Annotated in this window: 22 protein-coding genes; 15 read left to right on the plus strand and 7 right to left on the minus strand. The window is 57.9% G+C overall.

Going from position 1 to position 26,143, the window contains the following annotated elements; all coding sequences use genetic code 11:
* Positions 1–32: 32 nt before the first annotated feature.
* The 6 genes from DB51_RS08465 to trmD all read left to right on the plus strand — a co-directional run bounded on the left by DB51_RS08465 (position 33) and on the right by trmD (position 7,217).
* A complete protein-coding gene (locus DB51_RS08465; protein WP_162174637.1) occupies positions 33–1,073 on the plus strand; it encodes an endonuclease/exonuclease/phosphatase family protein in 1,041 nt (346 codons plus the stop codon).
* Positions 1,074–1,283: 210 nt separating this feature from the next.
* Positions 1,284–4,502 (plus strand): MBG domain-containing protein, encoded by a 3,219-nt coding sequence (locus DB51_RS08470; RefSeq protein ID WP_034253215.1) that lies wholly within the window; start codon positions 1,284–1,286, stop codon positions 4,500–4,502.
* A gap of 378 nt (positions 4,503–4,880) precedes the next feature.
* A complete protein-coding gene (rpsP, locus tag DB51_RS08475; protein ID WP_034253216.1) occupies positions 4,881–5,354 on the plus strand; it encodes a 30S ribosomal protein S16 in 474 nt (157 codons plus the stop codon).
* Position 5,355: 1 nt separating this feature from the next.
* On the plus strand, positions 5,356–5,589 hold the full coding sequence (locus DB51_RS08480) for an RNA-binding protein (protein ID WP_034253218.1): 234 nt from the start codon (positions 5,356–5,358) through the stop codon (positions 5,587–5,589).
* A 9-nt stretch (positions 5,590–5,598) separates the two neighbouring features.
* A complete protein-coding gene (gene rimM / locus DB51_RS08485; protein ID WP_034253220.1) occupies positions 5,599–6,192 on the plus strand; it encodes a ribosome maturation factor RimM in 594 nt (197 codons plus the stop codon).
* 182 nt (positions 6,193–6,374) lie between these two features.
* Entirely contained in the window at positions 6,375–7,217 is an 843-nt protein-coding gene (gene trmD, locus DB51_RS08490; RefSeq protein ID WP_034254418.1) for a tRNA (guanosine(37)-N1)-methyltransferase TrmD, read from the plus strand.
* A 276-nt stretch (positions 7,218–7,493) separates the two neighbouring features.
* Here trmD and DB51_RS08495 read toward each other — a convergent pair whose 3' ends face one another.
* The 5 genes from DB51_RS08495 to DB51_RS08515 form a co-directional block, all read right to left on the minus strand.
* Complete coding sequence (locus tag DB51_RS08495) at positions 7,494–8,105, minus strand: nitroreductase family protein (protein ID WP_034253221.1); 612 nt, start codon at positions 8,103–8,105, stop codon at positions 7,494–7,496.
* A 217-nt stretch (positions 8,106–8,322) separates the two neighbouring features.
* Complete coding sequence (gene rsmD, locus DB51_RS08500) at positions 8,323–8,922, minus strand: 16S rRNA (guanine(966)-N(2))-methyltransferase RsmD (RefSeq protein ID WP_034253223.1); 600 nt, start codon at positions 8,920–8,922, stop codon at positions 8,323–8,325.
* A 78-nt stretch (positions 8,923–9,000) separates the two neighbouring features.
* Positions 9,001–11,364: an ATP-dependent DNA helicase RecG gene (locus tag DB51_RS08505; protein WP_034253225.1), complete on the minus strand. Its 2,364-nt coding sequence runs from the start codon at positions 11,362–11,364 to the stop codon at positions 9,001–9,003.
* Between the two features lie 340 nt (positions 11,365–11,704).
* A complete protein-coding gene (gene rpmB / locus DB51_RS08510; RefSeq protein ID WP_034253227.1) occupies positions 11,705–11,899 on the minus strand; it encodes a 50S ribosomal protein L28 in 195 nt (64 codons plus the stop codon).
* A 153-nt stretch (positions 11,900–12,052) separates the two neighbouring features.
* Positions 12,053–13,153: a helix-turn-helix transcriptional regulator gene (locus tag DB51_RS08515; protein ID WP_034253229.1), complete on the minus strand. Its 1,101-nt coding sequence runs from the start codon at positions 13,151–13,153 to the stop codon at positions 12,053–12,055.
* A gap of 482 nt (positions 13,154–13,635) precedes the next feature.
* On the opposite strand from DB51_RS08515, the gene DB51_RS08520 reads away from it, so the two are divergent.
* From DB51_RS08520 to DB51_RS08545, 6 genes are all read left to right on the plus strand, one after another.
* Positions 13,636–14,928, plus strand: a complete 1,293-nt coding sequence (locus tag DB51_RS08520; RefSeq protein WP_034254421.1) for an MFS transporter — start codon at positions 13,636–13,638, stop codon at positions 14,926–14,928.
* A gap of 81 nt (positions 14,929–15,009) precedes the next feature.
* Positions 15,010–16,041, plus strand: coding sequence for an adenosine deaminase (locus DB51_RS08525; protein ID WP_051867402.1), 1,032 nt, complete (start codon positions 15,010–15,012; stop codon positions 16,039–16,041).
* A gap of 224 nt (positions 16,042–16,265) precedes the next feature.
* Positions 16,266–16,820, plus strand: coding sequence for an FMN-binding protein (locus tag DB51_RS08530; protein WP_051867403.1), 555 nt, complete (start codon positions 16,266–16,268; stop codon positions 16,818–16,820).
* A complete protein-coding gene (locus DB51_RS08535; protein WP_051867404.1) occupies positions 16,820–17,833 on the plus strand; it encodes an FAD:protein FMN transferase in 1,014 nt (337 codons plus the stop codon). Before DB51_RS08530 ends, DB51_RS08535 begins: the two co-directional genes overlap by 1 nt.
* Entirely contained in the window at positions 17,827–19,110 is a 1,284-nt protein-coding gene (locus tag DB51_RS08540; RefSeq protein WP_034253231.1) for a ferric reductase-like transmembrane domain-containing protein, read from the plus strand. Before DB51_RS08535 ends, DB51_RS08540 begins: the two co-directional genes overlap by 7 nt.
* A 141-nt stretch (positions 19,111–19,251) precedes the next feature.
* On the plus strand, positions 19,252–20,040 hold the full coding sequence (locus DB51_RS08545; RefSeq protein WP_034253233.1) for a mechanosensitive ion channel family protein: 789 nt from the start codon (positions 19,252–19,254) through the stop codon (positions 20,038–20,040).
* Positions 20,041–20,190: 150 nt separating this feature from the next.
* On the opposite strand, the gene DB51_RS08550 is transcribed toward DB51_RS08545, so the two are convergent.
* Both DB51_RS08550 and DB51_RS08555 read right to left on the minus strand, forming a co-directional pair.
* Positions 20,191–20,838, minus strand: coding sequence for a response regulator transcription factor (locus DB51_RS08550; protein WP_034253235.1), 648 nt, complete (start codon positions 20,836–20,838; stop codon positions 20,191–20,193).
* 23 nt (positions 20,839–20,861) lie between these two features.
* Complete coding sequence (locus DB51_RS08555) at positions 20,862–22,205, minus strand: sensor histidine kinase (RefSeq protein WP_238548336.1); 1,344 nt, start codon at positions 22,203–22,205, stop codon at positions 20,862–20,864.
* A 181-nt stretch (positions 22,206–22,386) separates the two neighbouring features.
* Between DB51_RS08555 and DB51_RS08560 the strand changes: the two genes are divergently transcribed.
* Genes DB51_RS08560 through DB51_RS08570 form a run of 3 tightly spaced genes read left to right on the plus strand, consistent with a single transcriptional unit; the run spans position 22,387 to position 25,984 of the window.
* Complete coding sequence (locus DB51_RS08560; RefSeq protein ID WP_238548337.1) at positions 22,387–23,433, plus strand: ABC transporter ATP-binding protein; 1,047 nt, start codon at positions 22,387–22,389, stop codon at positions 23,431–23,433.
* 42 nt (positions 23,434–23,475) lie between these two features.
* A complete protein-coding gene (locus tag DB51_RS08565) occupies positions 23,476–24,720 on the plus strand; it encodes an ABC transporter permease (RefSeq protein ID WP_034253237.1) in 1,245 nt (414 codons plus the stop codon).
* Positions 24,707–25,984 carry an ABC transporter permease gene (locus tag DB51_RS08570; protein ID WP_051867406.1) on the plus strand — a complete coding sequence of 426 codons (1,278 nt, stop codon included), beginning with the start codon at positions 24,707–24,709 and terminating at the stop codon, positions 25,982–25,984. The genes DB51_RS08565 and DB51_RS08570 overlap by 14 nt, the downstream gene beginning before the upstream one ends.
* The last annotated feature ends 159 nt before the right edge of the window (positions 25,985–26,143 follow it).

The following is a 26,143-nucleotide window of genomic DNA, read 5'->3' on the forward strand; positions in this document are numbered from 1 at the left end:
TGTGGCTTATCTGCGCGGTGATTGCCATTTGGATGGCATTGCGACATATCCCCTCCCGATGGGATGTGTATCGGCCCTTGCCCGAACTCATCGCGCTCATCCCATTGCTGTGGATTCCCACTGCCTTGATCCTGTTGGCATGCGTTCTCGCCGGAGCGGTGCCCCAGGGCATCACCGCCGCTGCGTTGCTCTGCGTGCAAGGGCTGTGGCATGCGGCGATGATCCTGGATATGCCGGGACCTTTGCTGAGACTTACAGGACTGCCCGAACGCCGGAGCACTGCCGAACATGGCGCGCACTCCGGGGATGCTCTTCATGTGATGACGCTCAATTGCCGCTTCGGACGGGCCGACCCGGTATCGGTCATCCGCACGGTTCGGGACAACCACATCGATGTTCTCGCACTTCAGGAAGTGACGCCGGAGTTGCTGCAATCCTTGGAAACAGCTGGATTAGACACTGAATTGCCGTATACCGTCACCGGAGCATCCCGTGACGACGACAACGGCGGCAGCAATGCGCTACTGCTGAGAGTCGAAGCAAATTCCAGTGAGGAATCCTCAATCACCTTGCCTGCTGCAGCGATACCGACCGCGACCCTGACACTCGGCGAAACCGGCATCCGCTTCGCATCGGCGCATCCGAAATCACCGGGCAGAGGCGGGAGATTCTGGCATCAGGGCATTCAGTCTCTGGGTGAACTGGGAGGATCACCGTCTCATTGGGATTCGGAACCCACCCCTTCCGACGCATGGTCGGACCAGCAGATTCCGGCTTCCGCAAAGACTCGAAGAGCGAGCGCAGTGGAAACGGTGCTGCTCGGTGATCTCAATTCAAGCCTCTACCATCCGGTTTTCAGGTCTTTGCTCCGCACATCGAGTTTCGTCGACGCATCCTATGAACTCGGCAAAGGCTATCACTACACATTCCCGTCATCCTGGCGGTGGATTCCGGCCTTGATAGAGATTGACCATGTTCTGCTCACACCGGGTCTGCGTCCGGTCGCCCTGAAGTCATTGCCGATACCCGGCTCGGACCATCGTGCACTGGTCGCATCGATACGCGTGGCCTGACCGCGTAAAGCCTTCTTTCTCCCTGTTAGCAGTACGAATACCGGAAACGTCCTCATCCCCCTCTGCGGTGGATGAGGACGTTTCCGGTATTTCAGAAAGACCAACAGCAGCCCCTCCTCAGTGATTCAACCTCAAGCATAACCTAATCAATACTCTATGTAAATATTATTACACCAATAGTAATTTTACCCACTTCATTAGAGAGTAAATATGGCCAAGAACACTGTACGAAAACACTTCCCGGGCCTTGCGGCGTTGAAATCCGCAAGTGCCAAGGCACTGGGCGCAGGACTCGCCTGCGTGCTGCTTGTCGGCACCGCGGTCACACCGGCATACGCCGATACGTCCGATGACCTGAAATCCTCCCTGACCAGCACATGCGTGGCGCAACTGGCGACGAGCGATTCCCAAAAGCCTCTTTACGAGAGCATCTGCGCGCAGATTGTCGACAAGACCTACGATGCCCTGACCAAGATCGACCGTGAAACCGCCCTGCTGGTCATGCGGCAGGTGGCATCTTCGGTTGCCGCCTACGCTCAGGAAATCAGCGAGAAGGTCCTTGCAGGGGACCTCGCCTTGGAGGATGTCGACGACGACATCAAGCAGACCATCGACAATCTCATCGACGAAGCCGGCGAACAGGTCAAGACCGCGGTTTCGAGCATGGTGTACGAAGAGCTGTACACCTCGCACATCGTTGACGGCAAACCTGGAATCGATGGCAGCAATCATACGAGCGAGTATTGGCAAGCCTACGATGCCGCTTATGCAAGCAATCTTGCTCTTATGCAAAACGAAGAGGGAGTCGCCATAGCTCAGCAAGCCGTGGCGGCAGCACAAGCAGAGTTGGATAAGAATGTATCCACCCTCAACACATATCAATCCCTTGTCAACGGCAGTCCCTCCATATTGGAACAAATTGCTAATGGTTCTGCAACTTACAGCAACGGGAAAATTACTTCAGGCGGGAGCATTGTTTCCATTACAGATGGTGGTTTGAAAATTGCCTTGGGTCTTCTTCAGGGTGCGAAAGACGCACTGACAAACTTCGACACCGGCAAGCAAAAGGCAACCGACTGTGTTAACCAAAAGGAAGGTAGCACATACACGGTACTAGGGTTGGGAACTTTCAGCTGCGTTGGAGGGGGCACGTTCTCGTCACAAAATGCGGCACGTAAAGCAGCCCAGACTGCACTCAGTACGACGTACACCGACCCAGCAAAGAACGCGCTTAATGATGCTCTGACGAGCGGCGTTAGCGCCGCTTCCAGTACCGCTAACACGGTTATCGACCAGATACGCTCCACAATTGGCCAACCAGCCGACCAAAGCACAGGTGCGGGAGCCACAGGTCTTTATCAAGCGCTCGCTGAAGTTGAAGCGGCTTTGAACAATAAAGAATTATCGGCCGAGGAGCGAGCTCGGCAGCTAACCCACACGACATCAGCATTGCCAGCAGAACAAGCCCAGCAGCTCGCCGCGAGCACCGCTGCCGAGGCCATCTCAACAGCCGTGGCATCGGCCGTTACCTCGGCATTGCATTCAGTCAAGCAGCAGCTCTTCGATGCCATCGAAGAAGCCGCCAAGCAGATTGCCGATGCCGTAAACGCCGCATTGGATGCCGCCGCGCAAGAGGCCAAAAAGCAACTTGAAGAGATTCGCAGCGAAATTGCGAAGATTCAGGCCGAGCTTCAGGACCTCGCCGACCAGGTCGAGCAGGGGGTCGAATCCGCAAAGCAGCGTTATGCCGAACTCTTGAGCCGTCTCGATGCCCTTGCCGACGAAGCTCGAAATATCGCCGGAAAGGTTATTGCCGGTGTCAACGACTTCAAGGATATGAGTGTCGCCGAAGCCCAGGCCGCAGTCAATCAGCTGCTGTCGAACATTCAAGACGGCATCGCATACGTTCAATCCGACGGTTTCCGTGAGGACATCCGCGAACTTATCGAGAAGCTGCTCAAGCAGGGAGAGGCCGTCATCGCGAACAACTGCTCGATGTCGAGTGCCGTAATCCGAGTTCTCATCGACAGAATCACCGCTCTGGACACGGAGGGCAAGCCCTCCCTGTCGGCGATTGCATCTCTTCTACTCGATGGCCTGAACAGTCTGAAGGAACGCGTTGACGCCCTCTGCCCCACAACCGTCAATCTCCAGGTCTGGACGGCGCAAAGCGCCGACCGCGAATACCTCGGCACCTCATTCAACACCGTCACCGGCACCTCGAAGGTCGAACGGGTCTATAACGGGCATGCCAAGCAGCTGAAGGCATCCGAGTATTCACTCGCCTACAAGGCGGCATCGGGAGCTAACGCCGACATCAGCGCCGCTGCAGGAGACTGGGTTGCTTCACAAGCCGAGCTGCAGCTCAGCCAGGCAGGAAGCTACACGATTTTCGTTCAGGCCACCTACAACGGCGATACGGCAATCGGCAAGGTCAACTTCACCATCACACCGGCTTCCATCACCATCACCGCCCACGACGCTTCGAAGAAGTTCGCAGAGACCGACCCCACCTTTGGATATTCCATCACTCAAGGCACGCTTCTCGGCTCCGACATCATCACCGGAACGCTCACTAGGGCAGCGGGCGAGAACGTCGGCACCTACGACATTCTTGAACCCGAAGGTGGCTTCAGCAATCCGAACTACGACATCACCTTCGTCAAGGGCACCTTCACCATCAAGAACAACCAGAGCATCGGTGACGTGTCGGATGCAATAGACAATCTGCCCGACAAGGTCACCACACGCAAGCAAGCGGACCTCGTAGCTCAAGTGACCGTACTATTCGAGGCCCTCAGCCAAGAAGAGCGCGCACAGCTTCCGCAGTCCCTTCTGCAGAAGCTCGCCCGTCTGCAACAGGAATCCGGTGTGGTGAACTCCACGCATGGCACCATCGGCATTGCCGGTCTGCCCTGGTATGTTCGTCTGATAGTCGATGAGCAAGACCTTGATGACGATAAACGGGCCTTGTTCTCCGATGCCATCGGAGAGAGGGAACTGACGGCGCTTTTCGACATTCATCTGGTCAATACTCTGACCGGCGACGAATACCGCCTGCCCGACGGTCAAAGCGTAACCGTCAGCATCAATGATTCGGAACTCGCCAAACGCAGGAATATGGTCATTGCACACCAGCTGGAAGACGGCAGCATCGAATTGCTCGACGCCAAGGCCAACGCGGACGGCAGTGCCGTGGAGTTCACCACGCACTCATTCAGTCTCTTCGGCCATGCGGCGGCCAAACTCAGCGCAGCAGAACAAACCGCGCTCCAGCAGGCCAAGGCTCAAGCCGCCGTCGCAACAAGCACGACGAAGCTTGCACGTACCGGCGCAGACATCGCCCTGGTGCTCTACCTGGTAGGAGCGATGGCCATCATCGGCGGCGCAATTACCAGAAGGTCCCGTTTGCAAGGCCTGAATCGGTAACAGCGAAGGTCTGACAATCTGATTGTCTCGACGCATAGGTGGGTCTGCCCGGACAGGGCAAGCCCACCTTTCGCGATGCAGCCGCCGTGCACACATCTGCCATCAACCCTCGTCCAATGCACCCGCACACTGTGAATGTGAATTCCGCTGTGGGAATCCCTCTGGAAGAGTGATTCGTGCATTCGGCCGCCAACGAGGAAGGTCGAAGCCCACCACCACACCGAGGTGGCGAAAAATCCGGTGCTATGCCTATAATTACCCATTGTTATTCATGCGGGCGGCGCCCTCTAAACCCGTACGCATGAGGACACGCCGAACGGGTGTCTGTGCCCCACACATTCACTACGCGAAGCACCCAAGTTAACAAGGAGAGCCATTTTGGCAACCAAGATTCGTCTGAAGCGTCTGGGCAAGAAGTTCTATGCCTACTACCGCATCGTGGTCATTGACTCACGCAAGAAGCGTGACGGCAAGGTCATCGAGGAGATCGGCACCTACGATCCCAACAAGCAGCCTTCGCTGATCCAGATTGATTCCGAGCGAGCACAGTACTGGCTCGGTGTTGGAGCACAGCCGAGCGACGCAGTATTCAACATGCTGAAGATTACCGGTGACTGGCAGAAGTTCAAGGGCCTGCCCGGAGCTGAAGGCACGCTGAAGACGCCTGAAAGCGGTGCAGATGCCGAGACCCGCGTTGAGCAGGCCGACAAGGAAGCACAGAAGCTGAAGGCCGCGAAGTCAGAGGCCGACGCCAAGGTCAAGGCCGAGGCAGCTGCCGCAAAGGCCGCTGAGGAGGCTCCCGCAGAGGAAGCCACCACCGAGACCGCCCCTTCGGAAGATAAGGCTGAGTAACATGCTTGCCCAGGCAGTCGAACATCTCATCAAGAACATCGTTGATTTTCCTGATGACGTCTCCGTCAAATCCAATGAGAACAGCCGCGGCGAATTGCTTCGTGTGCGCGTCAACCCTGAGGATATCGGCCGTGTCATAGGCCGCAGCGGCCGCACGGCCAACGCGATTCGTACCGTGTCACAGGCTTTGGCCGACCACAAGGTACGGGTTGACATCATGGATGTACGTAGGTGAACGGCTGACGTGAACGAGCACAACAGCAATGACGACCCTCAGCAGCGCGAGCTCCTGAGGGTTTGTCGTATCGGCAGAGCACAGGGTCTCAAGGGCGAAGTGAATGTCATGGCCTTCACCGATGAAGCTGAACGACGATTCGCACCCGGTTCCGTGCTTTCCACTGAGGACGGCCGCGAATTCACCGTGATTCGCTCGCGAAGCTTCAAACTGCGTTGGATTGTCCTGTTCAAGGGTGTCGAGGACCGCAATGCTGCCGAAGCTCTTAACGGTCTCGAACTGTTCTGCGAAGCGGACGATGCCGAAACCATGGCCGACGAGGATGCATGGTACCCGTCCGATCTGATTGGTCTGCAGGCTCGATTGGTCGACGGCAACGCACTTGGACTTCCTGAAGGCACCAGTGTCGGTACCGTCAGCGACGTTCTTGAGGGTGCAGCACAATCCATTCTTGAAATCACATCGCAGTCGGCGGATGGCGATGCCCTGACATCGCTGGTGCCCTTTGTCGATGAAATCGTTCCCGAAGTGTTTCTTGACGAAGGATATCTCACACTGGACCCTCCCGGTGGTCTCATTCCCGACCCGCAGGCGCTCGGGTGACTGCGGCTCACGCCATCTGAAAGCGGCAAGCCACGCTGTTGCGCCTCGCATTGCCGCAACCCTGTGCAACAGATTCGACACTGTGCGGTATCACACTCGACACGCCGAGAATGTGCAGCTTATCGTGCGTCATTGCACAGTTTCGGCAGAACAGCGACTCGGCAACCGATATGGTGAATACTATGCGTATCGACATCGTCTCCGTATTCCCCGAATACTTCCATAACCTCGATTTGAGTCTCCTCGGCAAGGCTCAGGAACATGGATTGCTACAGGTGCAGGCGCATGATTTACGCGATTGGACTCACGATATTCATCACTCCGTGGACGACACACCCGTGGGTGGTGGGGCCGGCATGGTGATGAAGCCCGAGGTCTGGGCGGAATGCCTCGACGAGCTCCTGGGGATGGATGACGCCGCAGAAGCGACCAAAGCCGAGCAGGCATCGTCCCCAGTGCTGATACTCCCGAATCCTTCAGCGCCGCTCTTCACGCAGCGCGACGCGACAGAACTCTCCCACGCCGAACACCTGATTTTCGGCTGCGGCCGGTATGAGGGCTATGATGCCCGGCTGCCCGAGTATTACCGCGACCAGCACATCGATGTGCGTGAATACTCGATAGGCGATTATGTGCTTAATGGCGGCGAGGTGGCCGTATGCGTCATGCTTGAGGCAATCACCAGACTGCTGCCTGGTTTTATGGGAAACCCGAACTCCATCGTCGAGGAATCCTATACGGGTGCACAGTCTCTTTTGGAGCATCGCCAATACACCAAACCGGCTCTTTGGAGAGGGCACGAGGCTCCACCGGTGCTGCTCAGCGGTGACCACGCCAAGGTGGACCGCTTCCGGAGAGACGATGCACTGACGAGGACCAGCGAAATCAGACCGGACCTCATCGAAGCTCTGAACTGCGCCGAGCTGGACAAGGCCGACCGCAAAACGCTCATGTCGCTTGGATGGGAAGTCAGCGGGACACACCCCAAGCCACTCGCCGACGCACACATGAAACAGCGAGCGTAGCGCCCACGAACAAAGCAATTGCCCTGTGTAAATAACACAGGGCAAATAACACAGGGCAAATTACGCAGGGCACTTGAGACAAGGTAATATCACGAGGCAATTACACAGCGTCAATTACACAGGGCAATCACACGGGGGAATCACACAGGGGAATCACACAGGGCGCTGAGAACCGGCAACATGCCACTCCTCTGTGCCCCAGTCATTGCCCAAGTCAGTGCTCAAGGACTCGGGTAGGTCTCGTCCTGGCTACACACGCCGTGTGGGTAGGACCAATCAGAGGCCGATGACCTTGACCCGCTCGTCGATAGGCAGCTTGTCTTTGGCCTGGGCGCGAGTGGACACTCCACCGAAGGGCATCTGAGCGATCAATCTCCACGTTCCGGGGATATCGAACTCCTCAGCCACCGCAAGGTCAATCAGGGGATTGTAATGCTGCAGGCTGCCGCCAAGACCGGCCTCGCTCAGTGCCGTCCACACGGAAATCTGGAGCATCCCGTTCGCCTGCTGTGCCCATGTGGGGAAGTTTTCCGCATAGGCGGAGAATTTCTCTGCGAATGCGTTCGTCACTTCGGAGTTGTCGAAGAACAGCACGGTCCCCTGGCCCGATGCGAATCCAGCCATTTTCTGCTCGGTCGATTCAAAGGGCTGGTCTTCGGGAACGACACCGCGCAGGGCCTTGAGCGTGATGTCCCAAAGCTTCTTGCTGGCATCACCGAAGAGCACCACCACGCGCTGCGACTGTCCGTTGAAGGAGCTGGGAACCTGCTCGGTGACCTGCTTGATCAGGTCAGCGACATCTTCGTTGCCGAGCGGTGACGTTTCGGTCAGAGCATACTCGGAATGCCGGGTGCTCAGCGATTTGACGATGCTGCTTTCAACTGCCATGTGAATCTCCTTGTGATTGACGGTCAGCGATATCTTGACGTAACTACATGTCTAAGATTAAGGATATTTCCGACCTTTCAGCCTTCAAAGAAGAGACGGTCAAGAATATCGTTTTCACTAACATTTTGTCAGTATGAGCGTTATCATGTACAAAACCATCCCCGCTTCATCGAGGCTGCGTCTACCGCATCCCATCGGTGATTGGAGGTGCTGAACATCAGCTTTCGAGCCGCTCGATGTAATACACGGCTGTTTCACCGTATTGCTTGCTTTGCCGCAAATCCCAACCTTCAGGAATCACAGGTTCGGGCGAACGGGTGGAACGCTCAACCACCATGACACCATTCCCCCGGATGACCTTCCTCGTAACAAGAGAAGCAAGCACATCGCGTATCTCATCGTCACCCAAGGCACACGGGGGATCCATGAACACCACGTCAAACCCGGATGATGGCGCATCCTCCTGCGTCGGGGCAGATGAACGCACAAAACGCTCAACAGTTCCCCTCACCACTCTGGCCGTGTCCTGCTGGAGCCACGAGGGGTTGCGCTTCAATGCCTTCAAGGACCCGGCAATCAACGCCGCAGCCTGAGCGGAGGATTCGACCGCCACGAGCGCGTTCGCACCCCGGGACAAGGCTTCTATCCCCAGAGCACCGGTACCTGCGTAAAGATCGAGAACCCGCGCCCCCTCCAACTCACCATACGATTCGAGGTGCGAGAATATCCCTTCCTTGGCGCGATCGGTCGTCGGACGGGTACCCGCCTTGGGAGCGGTCAGCTGAAATCCTTTAAATCTTCCGGAAACAATGCGCATAATCCCATTATCCGACGCTTCGAGCGAAAGCGCTGCAGCAACGCCGTCACATCTTCACCAGCGACCTCTGTGCGACCCTCAGGTGGTGGCGAGGAATGCCTCATTGCCGCGTATGAAATCCAACACGGCTCCGGCGAGAATCGTCTCATGCGAAAGTTCCGGGTCTCTGACAAGAAGTTCGGCAGCCTGTTCGCGGGCATGCACGACCACATCGGCGTCTTTGACCACGCGCAGCAGTTTCAATGACGAACGACCACCTGACTGTGCATCCCCGAACACGTCACCGGCACCGCGCAGCTCCAGATCCGCCTGGGCGATTTCCGTACCGTCGCTCGAATGTTCGATGATCGCCAGACGCTGCGCCGCGATAGAGTCCTGCTCCGCGCGCGATATGAAGAAGGCCCAGCTCTTGGTTCCGCCACGGCCCACGCGCCCGCGCAGCTGATGCAACTGCGAAAGGCCGAAGCGGTCGGCATCGAAAACCACGATGCAGCTGGCCTGCGGCACGTCCACTCCGACCTCGATAACGGTGGTCGCCACCAGCACGGGACTCTCCCCCGCCGCGAAATCCTTCATCACCTGCTGCTTCGTCTCATCATCATCGCGACCGGTCAGCGTGGCTATGCGGAGTCCCTTCAACTGCGGCAACGCCTGCAGACGACGTTCAATCTCCTCGACCGAGTGCAGAGGAACGGCCTCATTCTCCTGCTCAGAATCCTCGGGCGGCATCGGAGCGCCACCCTCCGGGTCCTCCTCGGCTTCACTGCTCTCATCGATACGCGGGCATACGATATACGCCCGCTCCCCTGCCTCCACCCTCTGACGGATATGCAGGAACATACGACTCATCGTGCTTCCATCGGCTTCTTGCACGACGATGGTGCGAATAGGCTTGCGTTCTCCAGGAAGCTCCCGGAGCTCCGAAATATCCAAATCACCGAACCATGTCAGCGCGGCGGTCCGCGGAATGGGAGTTGCGGTCATAATCAGCAGATGGGGCGCAATCTCGTTCTTCCGTCTCAGCGCCTCACGCTGCTCCACACCGAATCGGTGCTGTTCGTCGATGACCACCAACGCAAGATTCGGGGCTTGGAAGGTCGTGGAAAAGGCGGCATGCGTGGCTATGACTATGCACGGCTCTCCGCTCGCGGCCAAAGCCAGCACTTTGCGACGCTGCGCCAGTCGCATGCCACCCGTAAGCAGCACCACAGGCACGGTATTCTTCGCCTCGCTCCCAGCTCCGGCAGTCTGCCCGACGGATAACTTCTGCACCATATCGGATATCGTCTGATAATGCTGTTCGGCAAGCACCTGCGTCGGTGCGACCAGTACCGCCTGATTGCCCGAATCGACCGCCTGCAGCATGGCCGCAACGCACACGACGGTTTTTCCCGAACCCACTTCGCCCTGCAACAAGCGTTGCATGGGATAAGGCTTCGCCATATCCTCCTGAATAGCATCGATAACCTCATGCTGCCCTGCGGTCAGGTCGAAGGGCAGGGAGGCCACGAAATCCTTCGGAAGCCTATGCTCTTCATCCACCGGGCAAGCGTAACCGGGCGTGGCACGAACCCCTTCACGCGAGCGAAGCAGCGCGGTCTGGGAGATGAAGGCCTCCTCGTAGCGCAAGGTCGCGATGGCCTTCGCGAATTCCTTGGCATCCGTGGGCTCATGCATCGCGACAATCGCCTCGGCACGATGCATGGCACCATTCGACAGACGGATATCTTCCGGGACGATATCCGGTATCGCTCTGCCAAGCTCCTCGGCGGAGACCTTGCGGTCATCGCCTCCCCTCTCGTCCGCATCGGCGAGAGCATCGGGATTCGGGGACGTCGAGGTTCCAACCGTTTCATCCGATTCGGCCAAAGCCTGCAACATCGTCAGGATGGATTCATGGATATGCTCGGAGGATATTCGCGAGTTCGCGTGATACACCGGCCGCGGCCGGGAAACTCTGGCGAGGCCTTCATCGGCGGTGCTGACATCCTTGCCTATCACCAGAGTTTCGGGATGGGTGAACTGCAGACGGTCGTTGAAGAAGCTCGATTCCCCTTGCACGACGATGGAGCTTCCCTGACCGAGTCGTGAACTGAGCCAATCCACAAAGTGTTTTTTATAGCTGAAGAACACCAGATTTGCCGATGACGGTCTGACGGAGTGTTCCAGGGCGAATTCCGTATCATCCACCAGAGCTTCAAGTCTGTATCCTCGGCGCGCGGCCAGCGGCCTGACTCTGAGTTCCCGAACCACTCCGGCGAAGGCCGCGGCTGTGCCTACGGTGATGCTGCGTAACGGCAGCAGCGGAACCGGGTCCGTCACTCTGAAGGGGTAGTAGGTGATGGCGTCATGCACGGTCAGCACGCCCAGCGATTTGAGCGCTCCCACCCGACGTCGGTTCGTCATCAATGATGAAACCGTAGTGTCCAGGGAAATACTCATGGCATCCATTCTCGCCAACCAACTCGACACCACGCAACATCGCGCACCATCGTCGTTTGTGTAGGGATTTTCATCGATACTCCGAGTATTGATCCTGCAAAACAGCCTTTTTGCAAAGCCGATCCCTGCGGTCTGTTTGCAAATCCCTACAGAACCGGCCGCATCCGGGAATATGGGTATACCAATGCCCCTGTGACATAATCACAGGGGCATTGGTATACCAAGTAATACGCACATCTTCTTGATTGCTACGCAATCCTTCGCGCCGTTTGCAGGCGCTCACCTCGCCAGTGTGAAGCGCACCGCACTTCACACTGTACGGCTCAGCAGAGGTGGTGAATCAGGCTGCTACGCGCTGAATCTTGCCTGCCTTGAGGCATTTTGCGCATACGCGCACGCGCACGTTCTGACCTTCAACAGTGGTACGAACCGCCTGAAGATTCGGACGGAAGGTGCGCTTATTGCGGATATGCGAATGTGAAACGGAAAAACCGGTCTGCGGTCCCTTACCGCACACTGCGCAACGAGCTGCCATGTTGACTCCCTAGAATCGTTAACGTTCAAGTCTTTGGTGTTCACCTTACCGGCACATGACCGGCAGAACACACAACTTCACTAGGATAGCGCCTCTTACACAGATGCGCAACTCCTGCTCCATTCCAATAGCGATCGCGTCTATCCGTCGAGACTACGACCTCTTCTTCTCGCCGTCGTCAAGCACCTCGAAAACAACATTCGTGACACCGCACAAGAGCCCTCCGATAACCCAGGCCATCCAGAAGGGAAGACTCAAACCGAAGAAGCCCATGTTCGAGGGGTCTCCCCCGAATAGCACCAACAGACCCACTATCGTGGCGACAATCATAATCACACTGCAGACGGCACCGCTTATCCGACCGTATTTGCCGTGTGAGGTGTGTGATGTCTGTTCCTGCTCCGATTCCTGGTTGTACTCATCGATATCCAGCATGCCATGACGAACACCGAAGAGGATGAAGCAGAAGGTACCGATGCTCACAGCAAGCAGCAACACGGTTGTCGCCGCATTCGACCACCCCACCGCAGTGTTTCCGGCTCCATCCACGGCATCCGAGAACACCACCACGGCGACACCTGCCAAAATGCAGGCAATGCCGATGACTATGCCTACCGCCAGCTGCCTGGCAGACTGCGCATGGTCCTCATCAGTATAGAAGTTTTCCACAAAGGGATGCTTCCGCCTGAACTCGGCATGGCTCATCCCCGCAGGGATAATCAAGGCCAGACCAATCACGATGGCGATGAACATAATCGCCACGGCAAAGAACATCCCCGTCCCTTCCTCCGAACCTCCCTCATCGAAGAGCGGCATGAACGCAGTCCCCGCGATGAGCGCCGCAACACCCGAAGCGATTCGCAATGCGAAGGATTTTCGATGCGCATCGTAACCGGTGATGTCCGTGGCAGGGGCACGACCCGTGGCGGATGACGCCATCGAGGTCATCGAAGCCGCAAGCATGGTTGCCGTTCCGGTCGATGGCTCTCCATCAGGTCGCATCCCCGCGTCTGCCTCATGCGTCTGTCCGCTGCCGCGAATGGCTTGTGGATTGTTCACGTCTCCGAGCACCAGGTCGTCGAGCGTGCATCCGAAGAGGTCACAAATCATCAACAGCTTATCCATCTCCGGATAAGCCTTCTCCGATTCCCATTTGGATATCGCCTGCCGAGAGACACCGAGCAGCATGGCAAGCCGTTCCTGTGTCATATTCCGTTGCGAACGCAGGCTCTGCAGATTGTTACTAAACCCCATCGTCGTTCCTCTCCCTAAAAGCGTTGGGCTGGAGTGCTCGTTCGGATTGTTTTCTTCAGAGCGCTGCACCCGATTCACTCCACCCAATGCTGTGTAATGATTCAATTCTCCCGGAATATGGACCATGCCGCCACCAGCTTCGGGTTGCATGGGCAAAATGCAACCGCACGTTGTCCGCAACCACAGGTTGCATCCGCATCATTGCAAGCATTGAAGGACTGCTTTCAGCCATCTCTCAAGGACTATTCATTCTCCGTTCACGCCTTTTCAGCCTCTCGGACACCCGCGGTTGTTAGCGTGCCGAGCAGTGGTCGAACCGGTTTTCCGATGAGACGTCGAATGACGAACACAGCACCACATGTATGCAAAGGACAGGTATGGCGGGCACGAACCCAGTCGCACAAGAAGCATCCGGTCTGCCGACTGCGTTGCAGAACGACGCACAGTCACACGACATCAGTCCGAACGGCGACCCCACGCAGATGACAGAATCGCAGGCCGATTCCGCCAGGTCCACGATGACCCCCGAGGAGAAGCGCTGGATACTCTACGATGTGGGCAACTCCGCCTTCGTGCTGCTGTCCACGGCCATCATCCCCATCTATGCGGATTCGCTGCTCAAACAGGCCGGAGAGAGCAACATCGTTTCGACGTGGGGTTACGCCCAGACAGCCGCCGCATTGGTCATCGCGCTGCTGATGCCACTGCTTGGCTCAATAGCGGACATCCAAGGAATGAAAATCAAGTTTTTCCTCGGGTTCTGCGGAACCGGCATGCTGGCCTGCTGTGCGCTGGCGCTCCCGTTGTCTTGGCTGCCTTTTCTTATCCTCTGCATCATATCCTCGATAGGATTGAACGGTTCTCTCACCTTCTATGATTCGATGCTCGTCGATGTCACCAGCGACGAACGCATGGACCGCGTCTCCTCGCATGGCTTCGCATGGGGGTACGTGGGTTCGACCGTGCCCTTCATCCTCTGCATAGCCCTGATTTTCGTCGGTCCTCAGATGTTCGGCATATCCACGGCCGAATGCACGCGCATTGCCTTCATCGTCACCGCGTTGTGGTGGGCCGCGTTTACGGTCCCGTTGGTGAGAAGCTACCGCCAACGACATTTCCGTGCCACGGCCTCACAGATGGGCAACAGCATCCGTCAGAGCTTCGGTGAACTACGCACCACACTGATGCGTATCGCGCACAACAAATCACTGCTGCTGTTCATGCTGGCGTTCTTCCTCTATATCGATGCGGTCAACACGATTATCGCCATGTCGACGTCCTACGGCACACAGCTCGGCATCGATTCCACCCAGATGGTCATGGCTCTCCTGGCGACGCAGTTCGTCGCGTTCCCCAGCGCCATCATCTACGGCAGATGTTCGGGAAGATTCGGCGCCAAACGCATGATCGTCATAGCGGTCATCGCATATATGGCCATCGTGTTCTTCGCGGCCTTCCTGCTGCGCACCGCCACCGCCTTCTGGATTCTGGCCATAGCCGTGGGATTGTTCCAGGGCGGCATACAGGCATTGAGCCGCTCCTATTACGGCAGATTGATTCCCAAGAACCGTGCGAACGAGTATTTCGGCTTCTTCGACATCTTCGGGAAATTCGCCAGCGTACTGGGCACCTTCCTTGTCGCCCTCATCACCAGCATCACCGGCAACCCCAGTCTGGGTGTGCTCTCCATCGGCATACTGCTGGTCGGAGCCCTGATTCTTCTCGGCTTCCAGAACGACCCGACGGCCTCGAATACAACACCCGCAACAGTGTGAGCTCTTTACGAATCGGCCAAAACGGTGAACTACACTTATGACCCATCACATGACCGATGAAGAACAACAAAACGGGGTTTCATGGTTTCACCTATTATCTCCGACGCCATCAGAACGATGCCGAAGGCCGAACTGCATCTGCACATCGAGGGGACGCTCGAACCCGAACTGGCTTATGAACTCGCCGAGCGCAACAAGGTCGAGCTTCCTTTCGCCGGACTCGAGGACCTTCGCCAGCGCTACCATTTCACGAATCTGCAATCCTTTCTCGACCTCTACTACGAACTGATGAACGTGCTGCGCACCGCCGACGATTTCAAAGATCTCGTCCTTGCGTACCTGTCCAAGGCGCACGAGCAAGGCGTGGTGCGCAGCGAGATATTCTTCGACCCTCAGGTCCATGTCGAAAACGGGATTGACATCGACACCGTGCTCGACGGCCTGCTGGCCGGCACCCTGCTCGGACGCGAACGATACGGCATCAGCTGCGGTCTGATTCCATGCATCGTCAGGGACATGCCTGTTCAATCCGCAGAAGAAATCGTCGACGCTCTGGCCCCGCGAGCCTCGGAACTGCTCGGGCTGGGGCTGGACTCGGCGGAAGTGGGATATCCACCGGAACTGTTCGGTGATGTGTTCGCGCGGGCCAGGGAAATAGGCTTGCACCTGGTCGCCCACGCCGGTGAGGAAGGCCCTGCGGAGTATGTCTCGCAGGCGGTGCATGACTTGAAGGTGGAACGTGTGGATCACGGCATCCGTTCCGTTGAGGACGCCGAACTGTTGAATACGATACAAGAGCGGGGCATCGCCTTGACCTGCTGTCCTCTGTCGAATCTCAAACTCAAGGTGGTCAACGATCTGGATGAGCTGCCATTGCAACGGCTGATTGACAGCGGAGTGTCGATTACCGTCAATTCGGACGACCCGGCATACTTCGGCGGATACATCGCCGACAATTACGACGCCCTGGCGGAATTAGGCTTCACGCTCCCCCAGTTGGCGCAATTGGCCGAAAACTCCCTGCACGCCGCCTTCGTGGACGACGATGAGCGCGACGGCATGCTGAAGGCCTTTTCGCTCTGGGCACAGACTCACAAAGACCTGCTCGTATAAACCCTCCGGTGCCGTTTCACAGGGCTTTGCCGCACTGACTCCACGGCACAAGGGGTGTCACCCGTACTCGGGTTCCAGACTTCCTTCCCCCGCGACCAAGGCTTGCAGGATACTCCCAGCATATGGGCTATCGACGTTCAGATTGTGCTACCTATAATAATGTTAGTAACACTCATAGAACGCAGACGAGGCGGTAAGTCTGCCCGCGCACACCGGGGGATACGATGCGACGCAGAGCGACCGGCATAGCCATAGGTCTTGTGGCGATATGCGCCATCATCGTGGATATGTTCATGCTGTTTTTCAAACCCAGTATGGACGCCACATCGGCGAGCGACCAGAGCGCCGAAGCACAGGCGAACGCCAGCAAAGGTTCCTCATCCGACGCCGCCTCAGCATCAGACTCAGCCTCCGATTCCGCCTCAGCATCCGGCGATAGCGCCGCCACGTCGAACGGACTGGCCGACGGCACCTACACCGGCGAATTGGTCAGCACCAATCGCGGAGATGTGCAGGTCCAGATTACGGTGTCCGCCGGGACCATCAGCACAGTGACAGCCATCACCTATCCGAGTGAAACCCAACAATCGCGAAGCATCAGCGCAAGGGTGATACCCACCTATGAGCAGGAGGCCGTGACGGCGCAAAGCGCCGATATCAAGCTGGTGAGCGGCGCCACGGAAACATACACCGGTTTCACGGGCTCGTTGCAGGATGCCATCAACCAGGCGGAAAGTGGAGATGTGGAAAGCGGAGCTGTGGAAAGCGGAGGGTCGTGATGACCGGCAAAGGCTCTCCCGGCGAACGCCGACCCGCCGTGCAGCAGAATCCGGAGGTGCAGACGGATTCCACAGTGCTCGCGAGCTCAACCGTGCACACGAATTCAACCGTGCTCACGGATTCCACCATGCTCGTCCACGTTCTTGACGTGATGAACATCCCCTTCACCATCATGGTCAAGCCTTGGAAACAGTCAGAATACGAATTCCGCCGTAACCGACGTATCACAGCCGAGACGACCCGACTGGCGGTGGGCGAAATCGAAGGTTTCCTGCACGAGGTCGACAGACGCTTCTCGCCATTCAAGCCGGACTCGCTCGTTTCGCAAGCCCGACGAGGCGATTGGTCGGCGCTGCTCGATGACGGTGATTTTCAGGAGATCTACGCCAAATCGGCACTGGCGAAAACACTCACCCACGGCGCCTTCGACGCGTTTCACCAAGGTACTTACGACCCTACCGGCCTGGTCAAGGGATGGGCCATCGATAAGGCCACAACCCGATTCCTCTCCCCCCTCGTGACAACCTGCAACGATGAGGCACACGGAACGACCGGAGACGAATTCCAGAAATCACCAGTGGAAGCGGTGGCGCTCAACGGCGGCGGAGACATCCGCGTGGCCGTTTCCCAGCACAGCGACCACATCTGGAATATCGGCATCGAAAACCCCGAGGACACGGGCCGGATAATTGCCAGAAGCAGCATGCACAACGGCGCCGTGGCGACATCGGGATTCAGCAAACGCGGGCGACACATCACGCATACGACCAATAGAGAAGTGCTCAGGCAGCTTACCGTCATCAGCGACAATCTGGAAGACGCCGACATGTGGGCCACCGCAGGAATCGCCTCCGGTCTTGATTCGTGGACCCATATGGCCCGTGACCATGGGCTCAACGCCATCGCCGTCAGGGAGAACGGCGAAATCCTGCAATTCACGGACGGCATGAAAATCAGTCGAAGGCACACAGCCAACCCCGACACGAGACCACATGAGGAGCCAACATGCTGAGGAAACTGCGCATACCACTGACCCTGACATGGCTGACGGTGATGTTCGTCATCCCGATGCCTCTTCTGGTGTTGCTCACCAACGGGCTCTCCCCGCTGTATGCGGATTCCGCACTGGCGATTCAATCCGGAATGATTGCCTACTGCTGGATGCTGACCGCGGTGATACTCAGCACGCGTCCGCACTGGCTGGACAGACTCATCGGCCTGCCCAACATCTATATGATTCATGGGATACTCAGCCTCGGTGCGATTCTGTTGGCGGCGCTGCACCGCAACGCCCTGCCCTCGAGCGGCATCATTGCACTCACCGGCAACGCAGCCTTCTGGATATTCATTTCTATGGCCGTATGGTCGATGGTGTTCATGGCCGGATGGCTGACCACAAGGGTGCCGCTGCTCGCTCGTGTCAAGAACGCCGTGGAACGGGTGTTCAAGCATGAATTCTCGGTGTGGTTGCATCGCCTGAATCTGGTGGCCGTGACGCTGATATTCATCCACGTCCAGCTGATTCCCATCGTCAACACCATCAGGCCCTTCATGATAGCCTTCGACGCCTTCTCCGCGCTGGCAGCCGTCCTCTATATCCGAGCAAAGCTCGTACAGAGATTCGGCGCGCATCGTGGCAAGGTCGAGGCCTTTCACACCATCGCCCCCGGGGTCCTGGAAATCGACATTCATCTGCCCGGGCTCAAAGCTGCATGGGAAGCCGGCGATTTCGCCTTCATTCGCTTCCCCGGAATACGAGGCCTTCGCGAATACCATCCATTCTCCATCGTCAACGTGCCATCCAGGAACGCACGACTGCGTTTCGCCATACGCGGCGACGGAGATTTCACCCGCGCGCTGCCCGAGAAACTCACCGAGGGCGCAGCGGTCGAAGTGCTACCGCCCTTCGGTCGATACCAACGTTTTCTCGATGAGCGCGATGCGGCACGGCCGATGGTAATCCTCGCCGGTGGAATCGGCGTGACACCGCTGTTGCCTGTTGCTCTGGCATACGAACGCTCCGGACGTCCGATTCGTTTCCTGTATTCAGCCAGGAACACCGACCAGCTGCTGTATGCCGAGGAACTCGAGCGTTGGGCGACGGAGGATAGGTGTGAGCTCAACATGCAGGCGGGCCGTTTCACACCTGAAGAGCTGAGGGCCGCGATGATGCCGAATGCGGTTTATCTCATCGGCGGCCCGGCCAGGATGCTGAGAAGCACACGTCGTCTGCTGGTGTCGCGAGGCGTACGCGCCGACGACATCTGTTATGAACCCTTCACCTGGTAATCACGAAACACCAATAATGCCCGAGCAATCATGAAGGCTGTGTAAGTGCTTGAGACACTTCATGCGTAGCATGATTCACGGCACGTATGGTGGTTTGCGGAAAGTCATGACCCGACGCTCGTCATACGCTGAAGGAGCCCTATGGAAGCATTATGGGAAGCGGTGTCGCGCTGGTTGGCGCAGTATTCCGACAGAATCATCATCTTCGCGGTGACGCTGCTCGTCACCGTTGTCATCACCAAAATCGTCGGCAAGGCGTTGCAGACATTGCTGGACCGTTCCCAGATACCCAGTGCCACGATATTCGTGAACATCGTTCTGGCAGTCATCTGGATTATGGCGGCGATGACGGTCATGCAGCCGGTTTTCGGTGTGAATCCCACCACCTTCGCCACTGCACTGGGCGTCAGCGGCATTGCACTCTCCTTTGGTCTCAAGGACACCATCGCCAACATCGTCGGAGGATTCGGCCTGATGATGGGCAAAGTCATTCAGCCGGGCGACGTCATCTCCATCGCCGGAACCAACGGCACAGTCAAGGACGTCACTTGGCGGCATACCATCGTGACCGAACTCTCCGGCAATGAGATGTGGATTCCCAACTCCGTGCTGAACACGGCGTCTCTGGAAAAGCTCACGCTGAACGGAGACACGATGATTCGCATTCCGATGGTCATCAGAGGCGACAGCGACCCGGACAACACCGCCCGTGAAATATTGGCTCTTGCGTCGCAGGCCTCCAATGGCATGACGCTGTCCTCCATTCCCTCGGTGGTGCGATTCCAAGGATTCACACCCTACGGCGTCAGCGCCGAACTATGGCTGTTCGCCAAGCCGGAAGTGCTGCCCGCGATGGTGCAGGATGCGGTCGTGCGGTCGCTCATAGGCCAGGATTTTCTGGTCCAGGACCCCTCGCAACAGACTGCTTAGGCACCCAATTCTCGCTCATTGACATTTGTGTAGTGATTCCAAAGTACAGTGACGCGAAAACGGCCTTGCCTCAGTGCAATTCCAAGGTTGCTTCAGAACCGAACAGCAAGTCTGCCAGGAAATCCCTACACAACCGTGCCTACCCCGACGTCAGGCCTCATCCCGATGCGCATGAATCCAGGAAATCGCCAATTGCGTGCGGTTGGACATCCCCAGTTTCGCCAGAATATCGCTGATGCGATTGCGGATGGTGCCTTCGCTCAGGAACAAGCGTGCCGCGATATCGTGGTTATCCAATCCCTGAGCGACCAGCGCCGCTATCTCCCGTTCCCGGCAGCTCAACGCCGACAACCGTCCGGACTCCTCATGATGCCCGGATGCTGATGTGCGGACGCCTTCGATCGGCAACTGGGAAAGCGCCTGCGCACCAAGAACGACCTGTCCCGCCATGACAGCCTGCAGGGCGGGAAGCACGGAAGACACATCCTGCTTGATGAGATACCCCTTGCCTCCTATGCTCAATGCCTGCTCGATGTAGGATTTGTCAGCGAAGGTGGTCAGGAACAGTATCCGCGCCCCGTCATCCTCACCGATAATGCTGCGTGCGGCGTCCAACCCGTTGCCACCCGACATCTGCACATCCATGAGCAGCACATCCGGCGGCATGCGCCTGTAGCTGTCCACGGCATTCGCGCCGTCGTATGCCGTCCATATCACCTCCACGCCGCCGCCTTGCATCAGTATCGTCGACAGCGACGAGCAGACTATCGGATCGTCATCGACTATCGCGACCCTCATCGCACACCTCCCGGTCTCGGTCATCAGCTTCTACTCGTACCAAAGCTTGGCGCCGCAATACCATACGACGTCGCGTCTTTCGACGATACGCCATCTCGAACCCCGCCCTGCCAAGCCTGCTTGGGGATGGAAACGAACACCCGCCACCCTCCAGCGTAAGGCCCGCACAACGAGGAGCCGCCAAGCTCCCTTGCACGGCTATCGATATCGGCCAGCCCCATACCGCGATGATCGTTTCGCAATCCGTCCGCACCGACCGTCCGCAGCATCTCGCGCCCGCTTCGACCATGCATCGTATGCCCACCGCCATCATCCTGCACCACCAGCTGCCACAGGGCGGGCATGTCACGAAGCACCACGTCGACACGGTGGGCGGCACTATGACGCAGCGCATTGTTCAACGCTTCGCGAATCGACATGGCAAAGCACCGTGTTACCGCGACCGGCGCATCGTCAATCCCATTTTCCAAGTGCACACGCAAGGCATCCGGCGCTTCCTCCGCAGTGATATCCGCGTTCCCCCGGCCCAGGTCAAGGCTGTGCGCAGCCACATCGATTTGGTGGATGAAATCGTTGCCCTGCTCATCCAGGTCGTGGACCGATTCTCGCAGCATCGTCATGGCTTCCGCAATCGTCTCTTCAAGAGATTCGAATGCTTTGGCGCCCGAAACATCGCCTGCGGACCGGGCCATCACCAGGTCGGCGTGCGCCTGCATGATTCCCCTCGTCAGCAGGTGCCCTACGCTGTCGTGGATTTCCCGCGCGATTCTGGTGCGTTCGAGCAATGTCGCATGCTGCACCGAACGACTCCGTTCGGCTTCCCTGTCGAGTTTGTCTGTGTGGATGCGTCTGAGCGCGTCCTTCCTGGCATCGTCAACCCTGATGAGATGCAGCGAGGCAATGCGCATGGACGTCATCATCAGCCCCAGCCCGAAGGCGATGACGCTCGATAACGCGATGACTGCACGTAATCCGAAATCGCTGCCATCCCCGTGCACCAGGCACGCCGCCACCGAGACAATCCACATGCAATACACCAGCCAGCGCAGGAATCGAATCCGCCGCATGGCCTCCGCACCCCGGTACATATCGTTCTGCCGCTGCCGATCACCCAGCACCGCGCCGACATCGCAGGAGGAAAGCGGCAGAAAGGGAACAAGCACGGGAAAGATGATGCTGGCAAGCAAGAAAGCCATGGTCGGCAACGCCACATACCAACGTGGCGTGCACCACTCGCTGAACGCACTGACCGATACCGACATCAGCAGCGCCACAATCAAGGATGCATCGAGCACACCGCCCGAAGCCATCAATCCCAAGGTGATGCAGAGCGACCACAGCAAGAGTTTGACTGCACCGCGCCACATCGCCTCTCCATCCCTCCGACAAGCCTGTTCTGCAAGCGTATCCCACCTGGCCGCCATCCAGAACCGTCCGGCGCCATCCGCCGAGCAAAGCGCCGGGACGACGAATGAGATGACAAACGTCACGATATTCGGTGACGGCACTCACTGTTCGCCTGCTCGACGGTATGCGAACATACCAAGTATGAGCACCGAAATCTCTGGCAGCGGGAACACCGCGACGACGGACACAACCCTCGCCGCACCCGAATCATCCCTTTCTCGCACCGACCCTCATCCGCAACCAGCAAGCGATGACGATGTGGTCGCGGTCACAGGGCTGGTCAAACACTACGGCGACATGCTGGCCCTCGACCATTTCGATATGCATGTCCGTCAAGGTGAAATCTTCGGCCTGCTCGGACCGAACGGCTCGGGCAAGACCACGGTAATCAACTGTCTCCTAGCGCTGCTGACCTACGAAGCCGGAACCGTCTCGCTGTTCGGTAAGGCAATGACGCCAGTGTCATACGGCCTGAAACGCCGCATCGGGGTCGTTCCCCAGAATGTCGCCGTGTTCAACGAACTCACCGTGCAAGAGAACATCGACTACTTCTGTTCGCTCTACGTGCCGGATCGCCGGGAACGCGACCCTCTAGTTCAACAGGCCATCGCCTTCGTAGGGCTGGAGGAGTTCACCAAGTTCAGGCCCGGCAAACTCTCCGGTGGGCTGATTCGTCGGTTGAACATCGCGTGCGGCATCGCACATCGACCCGATGTAATTCTTTTCGACGAGCCTACGGTGGCGGTGGACCCGCAAAGCCGCAACGCGATTCTTGAAGGCATCATGCACCTGCGCGATGCCGGTGCCACGGTGGTCTACACCAGTCACTACATGGAGGAGGTCGAGCAGATCTGCAGCAGAATCATGATTATGGATCACGGCAGACGCATCGCCCTCGGCAGTGCGGACGAGCTCAAGGACATGATCGACCTCGGCGAGCGCATCACGATCAACACGTTGGATCTCAGCGTGGAAACCTTGAGGTCCCTGGAGGCACTGCCCTTCGTGGTCAAAGCGGAATACGACGGCACCGATCTCAAGGTCGCGTGCCGACGTGGCGAACGCAATCTCGCGGACCTGCTGGATCTGCTGAACAGCACCGGCACCAACATCGGACACCTCATATCCAGACCTCCATCACTCAACGACGTATTCCTCGAATTGACGGGTAAGGCATTACGTGATTAGTCAGGAATCGGCTCAACGCATCGGGGCATTGGAGGGGTTATCGTGTGGACGACTGTGAAGACCACCATCAAGGTCAATCTGCGGGAGAAGAGCAATGTGTTCTGGCTCTTCGCATTCCCGCTTATCCTTTCCAGCCTGTTTTTCGGCATGTTCAGCGGTCTGGGCGGAGACGACATCGCGCCGCAGCGCATGGCCGTCGTTCAGGATTCCAACTTGAGCAAGGTCTACGGGGCGCAATCCTTTGTGGACGCGATATCCGGCAGGGACGGCGGCAGCAACGGCCCCGGGCAGACATTGATTTCGGCGCTTCCGGTGGAATCAGTCCGCGCCGCCGAGGCCTCCGTCAGACAGCACAGGTCTGACGGTTACCTGTACGCCACGGATGACGGCAAACTGTCAATGGCCATCGCCGACACGGTTGCCGCGAACGCCAACAACCCTATATCCACCACGAGCTCGTCCGTAACGATCACCGCCCTGCACAGCATGATCGGGCAATTCAACCAGAGCGTCTCGATCGCCCGATCCATGGCCGGAACCGCGCAACAGCAACGGTCAGAAAGCTCAACGACGGCCGGCACCAGTTCGCCGGCTGGCGCTGACGTTGACGGCACGACTTACAGCTACACCTCGGACCGCACACTCACCCACTTCGCGCCCGACCCCTTCGCACGCTACTATTACGCGCTGCTGGGCATGACCTGCCTGATGGCGATGACCTTCGCCGCCGTCTCGATAACACTGTCGCAGGCGAATCTATCGCCGCTCGGAGCGCGGCGCTCGATAGCGCCTCTCTCTCGTTGGCGACAACTGACCGCCACATTCCTCGCCTGCTGGCTGGTATCCTTCATCAGCCTCACCGTGGCATTCCTATACATCAGATTCGTATGCGGCGTCTCGGCCGGAGGCAGAGAGGCGATGGCCATCGTCGCAGTCCTCATCTCGTCCTTCGTCGCGACGGCAGGAGGTCTGCTCATCGGGGTGGTACCAAGGTTGTCCCAGGGCGCGAAAATAGGACTATGCACCAGCATCTCCTGCATCGGCGCACTGTTCGCGGGGTTGTATGGGCAGTTCGCCATGAATGTCAGCGACAGCATCAGCGAAAAGGCTCCGGCTCTGCACCTGCTGAATCCGGTGAAACAGGTATCCGACCTTTTCTATGACCTGCTGTACTACGACAGCTATCAGCCCTTCCTGCGCACCACCGGGATCATCGCCATCATGAGCGCCCTCTTCCTGGGCGCGTCCGTCGCACTGCTGAGGAGACAACGCTATGAATACCTGTAAAGCGGCACTGCGCATTCTGTGGAGTCACAAGCTCTATCTGTTCATCTACATGTTCGGCCTCGGCACGCTCATGCTCGTCATGGGTTCCTCCGCCATCACTTCCGCCGACGGCCAGAGCGGTTCCACGGCCAGTCTCGAATTGGTCCGTCCCCGCATAGCGGTCATCAACACCGATGGCGGCAAACTCGGCGAGGGGCTCAGCGACTATCTGGCGCAGACCTCACATATCCTGCCGTTGTCCGATGACGCGCAGAGCCTTCAGGATGCCGTGGCACGCAATTACGTCGACCTCATCGTCGTCATACCCTCCGGCTATTCCCAGGACTTCACGAGTGCCGCCGCCGCAGGTGAGCGCCCGCCCACGGTCCGCACCACCGTGAGCTACACCTCAGGAAGCGGTTCTCTGGCGAAAATCAACGTGGACGGATATTTCAGCCAGGTACGGACGGTGCTGCGTTCCGGTCAATCGCAGGAGTTGTCGAAGGCCATCGATGTCGTCACGAAGCATATCGAGGACTCACCCCGGAACACATCGATAGACACCGTGAAGACCGGAGACGAATCCGGCAAGTCACTGGCGAATGGCTTCGGCCTGGTGATGAAGCTCTCCATCTATCCGATGTTCACGGCGATGACGGTATGCGTGTCGTTGCTCATCGGCATCTTCAACACCGTCGAAACCCGCAGGAGGCTGCTTGCAGCGCCGCTGAAATCGGTGTTTCTCAGCGTTCAGCAGCTTCTCGCCTGCCTGATCATCGGCCTGTTCTGCTGGCTCTGCTACAGCGTGATCGCGCTGGCCCTGGTGATGCCTCACAACGCGGGTTTCTCCGTCGTAGACGCGCCATCCATCGGTCTGCCCATTCTCACGCTGCTGATATTCACACTGGTATCCATAGCGTTCGGGTTCATGCTGGGGCAGTTCGGAATATCGACCTCGGCTGCGAACGGCGTTGCGGTGGCATTGGGACTTGTGCTGATGTTCACTTCGGGTGCGGCCTTCGACCCTTCGGCTATGCCCGATGTGATGGTGGCTATCGGCAAGCTCACACCGGGGTGGTGGTTCTCAATTTCCGTAGATCAGGCCTTGGGTATCTCCACCGCATCGTCAACCGGCGCGAATGCCTACGGATGGTTCCAATCCGCTGGTCTGGTGGCGTTGTTCGGCGTGGCGTTCCTGTGCCTCGGACTGGCTGTAGGGCGCATGCGTGTCAGCCATCCCGGCGACAATATTCAGCGCGTCACACAGCTCACGGAATTGGGGTAAGCGGACCGGTGTGATGGAGCGCACGGTCATGCAGCATGCGACTGCCGCCACAGGCGCTCCGGCAACCTCGCCACACACTCCGCACGGCAAGAGAGACGCGTCTGCACCCGTGCGTTGAGAACAGTCGACGGTTGTGTAGGGATTCGTCAGTAAACAAGG

It is taken from the genome of Bifidobacterium crudilactis (genome assembly GCF_000738005.1).
GTDB classification, from domain to species: Bacteria; Actinomycetota; Actinomycetes; order Actinomycetales; family Bifidobacteriaceae; genus Bombiscardovia; species Bombiscardovia crudilactis.